The following is a 10,430-nucleotide window of genomic DNA, read 5'->3' as shown; positions in this document are numbered from 1 at the left end:
CCCCCACTCTATTTAGAAAAATAAAAAGTAGCCAAGATATTATAAAATCCCCCGCCACTTTGAAATCGTCTGCCTTACGGATAAATTCGGTTAAGCAACCTTGGAAACGGAATTGCTTCGCGAATATGCTCTTCACCTGTAATCCATGTGACTGCACGTTCTAAACCAAGTCCAAAGCCTGAATGCGGCACACTCCCATACCGGCGCAAGTCCAAATACCATTCGTAATCTTTTTCATCAAGTCCTGCTTTTTTGATCTGCTCAGTCAGATAGCGGACATCGGTTGCTCTTTCCGAACCCCCAATGATCTCCCCATAGCCTTCAGGTGCAAGCAGATCTGCACAGATCACAACATCTGTACGCGTTGGATGTGGCTTCATGTAGAACGGCTTGATTGCCTTAGGGTAGTTTACCACAAAAACTGGTTTGCTAAAATGCTCAGCCAGGAACGTCTCTTCTGGTGAACCAAAGTCATCCCCCCACTTGACATCCGGAAATTCGCCTGAATCAGTTAATAGCTGAATCGCCTCATCATAGGAAATTCGGGGATATGGAAGTTCCGTATACCGCCGTAAAACTTCAGGATCTCGTTCAAGCAATTTCAACTCGTACTGACAATTATCCAGCACACCTTGAACCAAAAATGCAATGTAACGCTCTTGAACTTCCAAACTTTGTTCCTGGTGCATGAATGCCATTTCAGGTTCAATCATCCAAAATTCAATCAAATGTCTGCGTGTTTTTGACTTTTCGGCGCGGAAAGTCGGTCCAAAAGAAAAGACTTTCCCATAAGCCATTGCACCTGCTTCTTCATAAAGCTGACCTGATTGTGATAAATAGGCATCTTTATCAAAATATTTTGTGTGAAATAATTCAGTGGTTCCTTCTGGTGCCGAGCCTGTTAAGATCGGGGCATCAATTTTAATGAAACCTTCTTTATTAAAGAATTCGTAGGTTGCACGAATAATTTCATTTCTAATCTGCATAACTGCGAATTGTCGTTTGGAACGCAACCACAGATGCCTGTGATCCATCAAGAAATCAACCCCATGTTCCTTGGGTGTAATTGGATAATCCTCACTAGCTCCGACTTTTTCAATTTCAGAGATTTCAATTTCATAGCCGAAATGCGAGCGTTTGTCTTGATGAATTGTTCCTGTCACGTAAAGACTTTCTTCTTGACGAACTTCCTTTGCGAGGGCAAAGACTGCTGCACTCACGTTACTTTTTACAACCACTCCTTGGAAAAAAGCAGTTCCATCGCGCAACTGCAAGAAAGCAATTTTCCCGCTAGAGCGCTTATTTGTCAGCCATACTCCGATTCTGACTTCTTCATCAACGTGTTTGCTTGCATCTATAATACTAATTGTTTCCAACCAAGTCTCCCCCTACATGTGTTTTTCAATAAACTTCTTTATTCTGTGCATTGCTTCCTTTAAATCTGCCAAATCAGTTGCATAACTCAGTCTGACATGCGTAGGCATCCCAAATGCACTTCCGACAACGACAGCTACGTGTGCTTCTTCTAACAAAGCATTCACAAAATCCTCAGTTGTAGCAAATCCGGTCATTTTAACAGCCTCGGCAACGTCAGGGAAGAGATAAAAAGCTCCTTCAGGCTTATCTGTCAATTTAATCCCCGGAATTGCTGTTAATAAGGGATAAACAGTATTCAAGCGTTTTTCAAATGCAAGCCGCATTTGCTCAACGACACTTTGATCACCTGTTAATGCCGCCAAAGCTGCATATTGACTTACAGCTGCAAGATTACTCGTTGCATGTCCAATCACGGTCCCCATCTTTTTGATGACTTCTTTGGGTGCGACTGTGTACCCAATTCGCCACCCAGTCATGGCATAAGCCTTTGAAAGACCACTGACAAGGATCGTCTGTTCCCTGATACTTTGTCCAAGTTCAATCAACGACGTAAAATGATTTCCATTGTACACAAGCTTGCCGTACATATCATCAGTGATTAAGATCACCTCATGCGCCACTGCCCACTCACCAATTGCTTGCAGCTCGTCTTTAGTGTAGATTAACCCAGATGGATTTTGCGGTGAATTAATAATCAAAATCCGAGTCCGTGCAGTGCGTGCTTTTTCCAAAGCTGCAACTCCAACTTTTCGCCCATCTTCAGGCTGCACGAAGACCGGTACTCCGCCTGCAAGTTTAACCTGTTCTCCATAACTAACCCAGTAAGGCAAAGGAATCAGTACCTCATCGCCTTCATCAAGCAAAGTCTGTGCAAGTACATACAGCGAGAATTTGCCGCCGACTGTCACTGCAACTTCACTAGGTTGATAAGTCACCTGATAATCAGCAGCAATGCGATCACAAATGGCCTGTTTTAATGCGGGAATACCCGTTGCTGGAGTATAAAAATCCGATTTTCCAGCTTTAATGGCTGCAATTGCCGCCTGTTTGATCTGTTGTGGCGTATTAAAGTCCGGCTCACCAATTCCAAGATTGATCACGTCAATCCCTGCAGCAGACATTTCCTTTGCCTTCGCTGAAAGTGCAAGCGTTGCAGACGGTTGAATTTGCTTAACTCTGTTTGAGATCTTCATCTATTCACCCTCATACTCTAAAGATTTTGAATTTCTTTAACTGTCTTCCCATTTTTAAATGCAAACAGTGTATAACACAGTTTACCACTTCGATTCAAATACGTGACTTCCCAAACTGGCTTTTTCTGCCATATTCCGAGGTTAGTCTTCAAAACCCGACTGGATTTTTCTTGGCTTTTCACCAAAGAACTTGCTCGTTGTTCACTGATTCCGGCACTTTGATTAAGAACAACCGTGCGTCCACCTTTTTTAGCAATAATGACATACACTTGCTGACCCTTGGTATTAGTGCCTGCAACAGTGAAGTATGTCGCCTTGCGGTTAAAAAGATAAAAGTTCGTTTCATTCTTTAACCCAGCATACTTGCGTGCAAAGCTCACAGCATTCGCCTGTGCGGCTCTTTTAGGTGCACCTGCTTGCCAATAAACAATTAGGCCCCCGCAAACGAGCACTACTAAAATTGCAATACTGATCAATTTTCTTGTTCTCGTGTTTTTCCGTTTCACTTGTCTCATTCTTTGCATGCTTTCCATCTCTTTTACTGGTTAAAATTCAATTCAGACATCCAGTTAATTATACCAATAAATAAAATCATTTTGAACCCGCCGTTTTTTTATTTTTTCCAAAAATTACTTAAATACTCTTCAATTTCAGCAGTTGTAATCATCTTGACTGGTAATTCTGCTGGAAAAACGGAACGTAACTTTGGACCATATGTTCGTGAAACAACACGGCTGTCAAGAACAATCAACACCCCTCGATCGGTTGGAGTTCTGATTAAGCGTCCAAACCCTTGCTTCAAACGCATCATCGTTTCTGGTAAGGCAAGTTCAGTAAATGAGTTTCGCCCTTCGTGTTCAATGGCACTGTATTTAGCACGATTGAGCAGCGTATCAGGTGGTTGAAAGGGCAGTCGTGTAATTACCAAAAGTTCAAGCTTATCTTTAGGAAGATCGATTCCCTCCCAAAAAGCGCCAGAACCTAGCAGCACTGCATTTGGTTCAAGTTTAAAGCTTTTAATGATTTTTTCATTACTGCCAGTGATTCCTTGAGCCAGCAGCACCCGCTTATCATTCACACCATTTTTCTTTAACTGCTCATAGACTTTTTGAATCATGGCTAATGAATTAAAGAGGACCATTATTCTTTTAGCACTATGTGCAAGAATCTTCGTCAATGTTTTTCCGATATATTTTGTATATTCATCAACGTTACGTGAAATATCAGGAGCATCGGCCACAAGCAACGCCAGCGCTTGTTTTCCATAATCAAACACACCGTCAAGGTGAATCAGTTGCGTATCATAATCGAGATCCAACTGGTCTAGCATATAGCGTGGAGATCCCGGGAGCCTTAAACTTGCACCTACAAAAAGGACATGTCGGAAATTTGCATAAACAACTGGTTCCAAAAAGTTTTTCGTTCTAAAAATACTAAATTGTAAGCGCAGATGCGCACCAGCTTGGTTTAAGGGCAGCGAGATACTAACCAGCATCTCATCAGAAAGTTTTTCTAGCTCCGTAAGAGAAAGCCGTTCCCAAGACTTCAACGCTTCCAAGAGACTTTGGCCTTGTTCCGTTAATTCAAACAAAAAGATTTCAGCAGCCTTGTCCAGCCGTCCTTCATTTCGATACTCTGCAAACCGCTGTTCAAGTTTGCTAAAAATCTGAGTTAACCGTGCACGTGTTTTACTAATTTGTTTGATGTCTCCCAAATTTTCTTTAACAAATCCGAGAAATTTACTTAGTCTAAGCGTTTCCTCATAGAAAACCGTCGTAAAAGGCGCTGCGTTGACAAAACGTTCAAACAGCTTGGCACGCAGCTGTGGAATTCTTTGATCCACCAACCGGACTGTCCGCAGCAATTCTTGTTTTTCAGCCGTTGTTAAAAATTGCTGTGTCTGGACCTCTTGCAAAGAAAATGAAACATGTGACTCCATTTTGACCAGTAAATTATCACAAATAATTTTAAGCTCATCAAAATCAATGACGTCACGGTTGGCTTTAAGTGCAATACTGCCTAAATGCTGTGCCTCATCAACAATCAAGTCTCTTTTTTGCAATTCTCCCAGTTCAGTTGCGTGCCGCACCAAGTAAGCATGGTTGGTAATAATTAAATCTGCACTTTTCACTAATAATTGCTGCCGCTGAACAAAATCGAATTCAAAAAATGGACTATTACTATCAAGCGAAACTGGTCCATGATGACGAATCTCATCAAAAAGTGGATTCTGATACTTCGTCAGGTGCAATTCAGTGAGATCACCAGTTTTGGTGATTGTTAGCCACACTAATAGTCGCAGCTGCAGCAAACGTGTTTGAGCACTTTGAACTTGTTTCAATGAGCGCGCAAATTTTTCCAGATCAAGATAGTTCCGGCTGCCCTTTAAGACTGCAGCTTCAAATTCAAAAGGCAAAATCTGTTTCATCAATGGAATGACTTGCTCGACCAGTTGAGTTTGTAAGGCAGTCGTCGCCGTTGAGATGACCACACTGCCCCGCTTTTGTGCGGCATATGCTGCAGGAATCATGTAGCCAAGCGTCTTTCCTAAACCAGTAGGAGCCTCTACGATTACACGCTGCAAAAGATCATCTTTTAAAAAACCGTAAACTTGATTCATCATTTCAGATTGCGCTTTACGCCAATCAAGAAAATGCAAAAATAATTTTTTCTTATCTTTATCACTCACAGGAAAAACGCTCGTTTGTCGTTTCTGCATGCTCCGTTCGTTCCGACGCAGTAAAATCCCCGCAGCATTTTGCAAATAATCTGGGACCGGTTCTCCTAACCGCTGCTTGCGCTTCAATACATTGGCAAAACATTCACCCGTTTGAAACAACAACGCATTTTTGTATCTACAAATCTGGGCTAGCAAATGAACCGGTAAATTTTCGATTTGCTTCAATAAAAAAAGTAGCAATTGAGCTGTTACCATGGCATCACTATCTGCATGATGCGGATGTGCATGAACAATATTCAAATATCTTCCCAAATAAGCCAGCCGATAGCTTGGAAGTGTTGGCAATAAGATTTGGCTAAGCTGGACGGTATCCACCCCTGCTATTTCTAATGCCGGATATCCGCACCGTTCTAACTCTCTGTTTAAAAAACGATAATCAAAATTAATATTGTGTGCCACAAAGACTGTGCCTTGCAGCAATTCATAAATAGTCGCCGCCAGATCATCAAACAGGGGCGCTTTACGCACATCGCGTGCTGTAATTCCCGTTAGTTGTTGAACTTCTTCAGGAATTTTCATAACTGGATTAACCATTGTACTAAAAACATTTGCGATCTTTTTATCTTTAACTAAAACGCAACTGAATTGAATAATGCGGTTACTTCCGTCCATCGCTGTTCCCGTAGTTTCAATATCAACAACTGCATACATTGGTGCTGGGCTCATTGTTCCACCGACTTTCTCGCATTCTCTAATCGCAATTCTATCACAAAAACACTTTTTTTCGTACATGTGACAGTCAGTGTGGAACACTTGGATGTGTGCACTACTCTTTATTGTCAATCCTGACATAAATATGTATAATTCTATTTGCTTAACATTCAGGAAAGAAGAAGACAATCAATACAAGTTATTGTTTCTTTTGTAGTATGATAAAATTGGCGTCGAATAAAGAATTGGAAAGGAAGCATTATTTTGAGTATGTTCAGTATGCATTCTGCACGCGGAAGAAGTCATGCTAAGATCATTTTAATTGGAGAACACTCTGTCGTTTATGGAAAACCTGCGATCGCACTTCCGCTTTCGGAAGTCACCACTCGCGTAAGAATTAGCAGTGTGCCTTCCCCAATCCAAATGATCCGCAGTCGCTACTTCGAAGGGGCCATTCGCCAAATGCCTCATACGATGTACGGTCTGCAGCATTTGATTTCATTAATTTTAAATGAACACCATGCACTCGATGCTCAGTTTGAATTAACAATCAAGAGCGATCTCCCAGCTGAACGTGGCATGGGTTCCTCGGCTGCAACTGCGGTTGCACTGATCCGTGCCCTTTATAATTATTTTGGCTGGAAGCTCTCACACACTGAACTCTTACAGCTAGCTAATGTTTCGGAAATTGATATGCACGGAACTCCAAGTGGTCTGGATGCCGCAACCGCTGCGAGCACCAACCCGATTTGGATGGTTAAAGACCGTGAACTCACACCGATTCCAATTAAAATGGACGGTTGTCTTTTAATCTGCGACAGCGGTATTAAGGGACGTACCAGTGAAGCTGTGGCCAGCGTTCGTACACGCCTAAAAAATGCACCACATGAAACCAACCAAGTCCTTGACAAATTATCAGAATTAACTTTGGCTGCTAAAGAACAGCTTGCTAAAAACGAAATTTGCGGTCTAGGGAAAACTTTCGACAAAGCTCAGGAGCAACTTAGATCATTGGGTGTTAGTACCCAAAAGCTTGATCATTTAATCCATGCAAGCCGTACATTGGGTTCTTTGGGCAGCAAACTAACTGGTGGGGGGCGTGGTGGCTGCTTTATCTGCTTAATGCCTGATCAAATAACCGCCAAAAAAGCAGGTGCCCAGCTCAAAAAATTAGGTGTGCCACAAACTTGGGTGCAGCCACTAGCGCTGCGTGCCAAGGAGGAGGTCAACTAAATGCAATCCCCAAAATATACAGCACGTGCACACACAAACATTGCTTTGATTAAGTATTGGGGTAAACTAGACCAAGACCTTATCATTCCAATGAATAGCAGTCTTTCTTTAACACTCGATAAATTTTATACAGATACGAGCGTTTTTTTTGATTCGACTTTAAAACAAGATATTTTTAGGCTGAATAATAAAGAATCTTCAAGCTTAAAGGTAACCCACTTTATGAAAGTACTGCGTGAAAAAACAGGTGAAACTCGTTTTGCCATGATTAACTCTGAAAATCATGTTCCTTCCGCCGCAGGGCTAGCTTCCTCAGCTTCGGCTTTTGCAGCACTTGCATTGGCTGCAAGTCGTGCTGCAGGTTTAGTCCTTGACTCACGCTCACTTTCTCGGCTTGCACGTCGCGGCTCTGGGTCAGCTACACGTTCAATCTACGGCGGCTTTGTTGAGTGGCAGCAAGGAAGTGATGATGCAACTTCATATGCCGTTCCGTTTGAGGAAAACGTTGCTTGGGATCTCAGCATGATTGCGGTAGTAATCAGTGCAAAACAAAAAAAGATTTCCAGCAGTGTAGGAATGCAGCGAGTTGTCGCGACCTCTCCTTACTACTCAGCGTGGCGTAAAACCGCTGCACAAGACCTTGCAGCCATGAAAAAAGCCATTAAAAAAAGGGACTTCAGGCAAGTCGGAACCATTGCAGAAGAAAATGCAATGAAGATGCACGCACTTAATGCCAGCGCCCATCCGCATTTTAGTTATTTTGAACCTGCTAGTCTGCAAGTGATGAAAATTGTTGCTGATTTGCGTTCCAACGGCATTTTTTGTTATTATACTTTAGATGCGGGACCAAATGTTAAAATTATCTGTCAAAATAAAGATATTCAAACAATTTTAGCTGCTCTAGCACCCTCTTTTTCGCAAGAAAGATTAGTAGTTGCAGGTCCAGGTCCAGGCGTCAAACTTATTGACAAACCATAAATTAATTTATTCGTTGAAGGGACATGATTTTTTGATTACCGTTAAAGCTCCGGGGAAACTCTATATTGCAGGCGAATATGCAGTTGTCGAAACAGGTTTCCCGGCAATCTTAGTGGCATTAAATCAGTTTGTCACTGTAACCGTCGAAGAAAGCAGCGACTTTGGCTCCATCAATTCCAGACAATATCAGGAAAATTCGCTTTATTGGAAACGTGAAGGAAACAACATGGTGTTCGACAATCGTGACAATCCTTTTCATTACATTCTGTCAGCAATTCGACTGACCGAAATATATGCACAATCTTTGGGAAAAGAAATGAAATGTTATCACCTAGGGATTGACAGTGACCTTGACAGTCCCGATGGAAAAAAGTATGGACTCGGGAGTTCTGCTGCAGTCACAGTTGCAACGGTCAAGGCACTTTGTCGCTTTTATGATCTTGCAATGACTAAGGATCAACTTTTTAAATTAGCTGCAATTGCACATCTGGATATTCAAGGAAACGGCTCCTTAGGCGATATTGCAGCCAGTGTCTATGGTGGCTGGATTGCCTATCGCTCATTTGACCGCGAGTGGCTCAAAGCTGCACGTAAAATCTATTCCTTACGCAAGTTGATCACCCTTGCGTGGCCAGCTTTGCAGATTGAACTGTTAGATCCGCCAGCTAATCTGCAACTGCTCATTGGCTGGACTGGCTCACCGGCGTCAACCTCACACTTAGTCGATGCCGTTGGTTTAAAAAAAGCCGAACAAAGAGCTGCTTATCAACAGTTTTTAACTGATAGTAAGCAATGTATCAGCCGCATGATAACTGGTTTCCGTTCGAAGAGCATTGCTTTAATTCAAAATGAAATTAGATTCAACCGCCAGTTGCTTAAGCAATTAGGCAAACTAAGTGCAGTTGAAATCGAAACTCCCTTGTTACACCGCCTTTGCGAATCAGCAGAAGCTGCACAAGGAGCCGCCAAAACCTCGGGTGCTGGCGGTGGAGATTGCGGAATTGTTGTAATCAATAAACAATTGGACACCACCAAGTTAAAGTTAGCTTGGGAAAAAGCTGGAATTGTTCCGCTTAACCTACATGTCCATCAAGTTAATGACTAACCTACGTTGAAGGGAGCCCAATGATATGGATGAACAACATGCACACCGCAAAGATGAGCACGTCTTTATTGCGGAAAAGCAATACTGTCAAGTTGCCGCAAACGGTTTAGAGCAAGTTCGTCTGCTGCCGAATAACCTGCCTGAAATTTCTGCTGCAGAAATTGACCTTTCAACGCAGTTAGCCGGTCTCAAAGTTGAAACACCCTTCTTTATTAACGCAATGTCTGGTGGAAGTAAACAAACTGCGCGTATAAATCAAAAACTGGCAGCCGCAGCTGCTCAAACAGGTCTGGCAATGGCAACTGGCTCTCAGAGTATTGCACTCAATTCTCCAGCGGCCGCAGCCAGCTTTCAAACAGTGCGGCAGGAGCTTCCTCAAGGAATTGTAATAGGCAATTTAGGCGCAGGACACGGATTGCATGATGCAAAACAGGCTGTAAAGATGCTGAATGCGGATTTGCTTGAGTTGCATCTCAATGCGGTTCAGGAAATAATTATGCCTGAAGGTGACACTGAATTTTTTTGGAGTCGAAATATTCGTGAGGTCGTCCAGCAGTTAGCTGTCCCAGTAATTGTTAAGGAAGTTGGCTTCGGAATTTCACCGCAAACTTTGAAGAAACTAAAAACACTGGGTGTCCATTATGTTGATCTTTCCGGTCGTGGTGGCACAAACTTTGCACAGATTGAAAATCAAAGACTCCATGAAATGGATTTTTCGGTACTTAATGATTTTGGACTGACGACCGCAGAAACTTTAGTGGCAAGTCAACCTTTTCAAGCTGATTTTTCATTCACTGCTTCTGGGGGAATTCGGACTTCCCTTGACATCGTGAAGTGTCTTGTCTTAGGAGCAGATAACGTGGGTATTGCAGGTCTCTTTTTGCACACAGTCCTAAAGGAGGATATTGCTGGCCTTGTTACCTTAATCAATACCTTAAAACAGCAAATTCGCGCTATTATGACTGTACTGGGCTGTCATAACATCAAAGAATTAAGACAAGTTCCATACGTGCTTGCACCTGACTTGCTTAGTTTTAAAGAACAACTTAAATAACCCGTTTTAACTCGCAGCTTGCGCATTAAGCTTTGCTGGAAAGTTAAACCTTTTTCTGATTAATAACAAGCAAAACTAGGGGCTGTGACAAAAGTTAAC

Annotated in this window: 8 protein-coding genes; 4 read left to right on the top strand and 4 right to left on the bottom strand. The window is 42.4% G+C overall.

The window, feature by feature from the left end:
* Nucleotides 1-74: 74 nt before the first annotated feature.
* From asnS to FD50_RS07100, 4 genes are all read right to left on the bottom strand, one after another.
* Nucleotides 75-1,376: an asparagine--tRNA ligase gene (gene asnS, locus FD50_RS07115; RefSeq protein WP_056960955.1), complete on the bottom strand. Its 1,302-nt coding sequence runs from the start codon at nt 1,374-1,376 to the stop codon at nt 75-77.
* A gap of 12 nt (nt 1,377-1,388) precedes the next feature.
* Nucleotides 1,389-2,570, bottom strand: coding sequence for a pyridoxal phosphate-dependent aminotransferase (locus FD50_RS07110; RefSeq protein ID WP_056960954.1), 1,182 nt, complete (start codon nt 2,568-2,570; stop codon nt 1,389-1,391).
* 17 nt (nt 2,571-2,587) lie between these two features.
* Nucleotides 2,588-3,094 (bottom strand): cell wall elongation regulator TseB-like domain-containing protein, encoded by a 507-nt coding sequence (locus FD50_RS07105; protein ID WP_228889649.1) that lies wholly within the window; start codon nt 3,092-3,094, stop codon nt 2,588-2,590.
* 89 nt (nt 3,095-3,183) lie between these two features.
* The gene (locus FD50_RS07100) at nt 3,184-5,976 is read right to left on the bottom strand and encodes a helicase C-terminal domain-containing protein (RefSeq protein ID WP_056960953.1); all 2,793 of its coding nucleotides are present in this window, start codon (nt 5,974-5,976) and stop codon (nt 3,184-3,186) included.
* Nucleotides 5,977-6,231: 255 nt separating this feature from the next.
* Here FD50_RS07100 and mvk point away from each other — a divergent pair, with 255 nt between their 5' ends.
* From mvk to fni, 4 genes are read left to right on the top strand one after another with little or no spacing between them, the layout of a single operon-like run.
* Entirely contained in the window at nt 6,232-7,194 is a 963-nt protein-coding gene (gene mvk, locus FD50_RS07095) for a mevalonate kinase (protein WP_056960952.1), read from the top strand.
* A complete protein-coding gene (gene mvaD / locus FD50_RS07090; RefSeq protein WP_056960951.1) occupies nt 7,195-8,172 on the top strand; it encodes a diphosphomevalonate decarboxylase in 978 nt (325 codons plus the stop codon).
* Nucleotides 8,173-8,203: 31 nt separating this feature from the next.
* Nucleotides 8,204-9,277: a phosphomevalonate kinase gene (locus tag FD50_RS07085; RefSeq protein ID WP_056960992.1), complete on the top strand. Its 1,074-nt coding sequence runs from the start codon at nt 8,204-8,206 to the stop codon at nt 9,275-9,277.
* Nucleotides 9,278-9,302: 25 nt separating this feature from the next.
* Nucleotides 9,303-10,331 carry a type 2 isopentenyl-diphosphate Delta-isomerase gene (gene fni / locus FD50_RS07080; RefSeq protein WP_056960950.1) on the top strand — a complete coding sequence of 343 codons (1,029 nt, stop codon included), beginning with the start codon at nt 9,303-9,305 and terminating at the stop codon, nt 10,329-10,331.
* Nucleotides 10,332-10,430: the final 99 nt, after the last annotated feature.

Source organism: Liquorilactobacillus satsumensis DSM 16230 = JCM 12392 (assembly GCF_001435195.1).
GTDB classification, from domain to species: domain Bacteria; phylum Bacillota; class Bacilli; order Lactobacillales; family Lactobacillaceae; genus Liquorilactobacillus; species Liquorilactobacillus satsumensis.
This window is presented reverse-complemented; position numbering and strand designations above follow the sequence as displayed.